This window comes from Streptococcus sp. 53 (assembly GCF_013276565.1).
Classification (GTDB): Bacteria; Bacillota; Bacilli; order Lactobacillales; family Streptococcaceae; genus Streptococcus.
In genome coordinates, this window is record NZ_VMLG01000018.1 from 1 (window position 1) to 727 (window position 727).

Below are 727 nucleotides of genomic sequence, written 5' to 3' on the forward strand. Positions count from 1 at the left end.
TCAAACTTTTCCCACGACTCACTGATTCGCAATTTTTTATTAATGCGAAGCTTCAAGTCATCACTTCCTTTACCATCTTTGAAAAGTTGCGTGATGGCTGACGGACTAACACCTACGACGGTAGCCAGGTCCGTCTGCGACCACCCACGTTTTTCAATTCGCTCTTTTACAAGCTCAATCCATTTAAGATGTTGTTGGCTCATGCGACCTCCTCCTTTTTGAAAATAAAAAATGCCCTATCTAACTGATAGAGCATGTGATATAATAGTGACGGCACTAACGATATAGCCTCTGAAAGGAGGTGAGTCCCATTGGAATTACTTTTCACACTTATCCTTGCCCCGCTCTTAGTCAATTTAGCAACTAAATTGATTAGCGACTGGCTGGATAGCAAGCAGGACAAGGACAAACGTTAGTGTCCAGCCCACAAAAAAATCCCCTGGTATTTGCGGTACTAGGGGATTTGTGTTCCATTGGAACTACTTTTCAATTCCCCTATATTATCTCACATGCTCTATTCAATTGTCAAGGAACAAAGTTAAAGAGCTAGTAAATTATTTTATAAAACGCTTGACAGCTTTTAGCGTATCTGCTAAAATGAAAGCATAATTAAAAACCTTGATAAAACCTTATATCTATCAACTTACTCGCTCGCTAAAGCTATTTATTTTTAGATAAGTTTTAACTTCGTTTTTTACTAACTCATTAACTTACAAAAACTATTTTA

The 727-nt window shown here is 37.7% G+C and carries 2 protein-coding genes; one reads left to right on the top strand and one right to left on the bottom strand.

The window, feature by feature from the left end; genetic code table 11:
• Nucleotides 1–203: helix-turn-helix transcriptional regulator (locus tag HT722_RS06165; protein ID WP_173278109.1), on the bottom strand; the 203-nt coding region annotated here is incomplete at its 3' end.
• A gap of 108 nt (nucleotides 204–311) precedes the next feature.
• On the opposite strand from HT722_RS06165, the gene HT722_RS06170 reads away from it, so the two are divergent.
• Entirely contained in the window at nucleotides 312–416 is a 105-nt protein-coding gene (locus HT722_RS06170) for a type I toxin-antitoxin system Fst family toxin (RefSeq protein ID WP_157769339.1), read from the top strand.
• Nucleotides 417–727 lie beyond the last annotated feature (311 nt).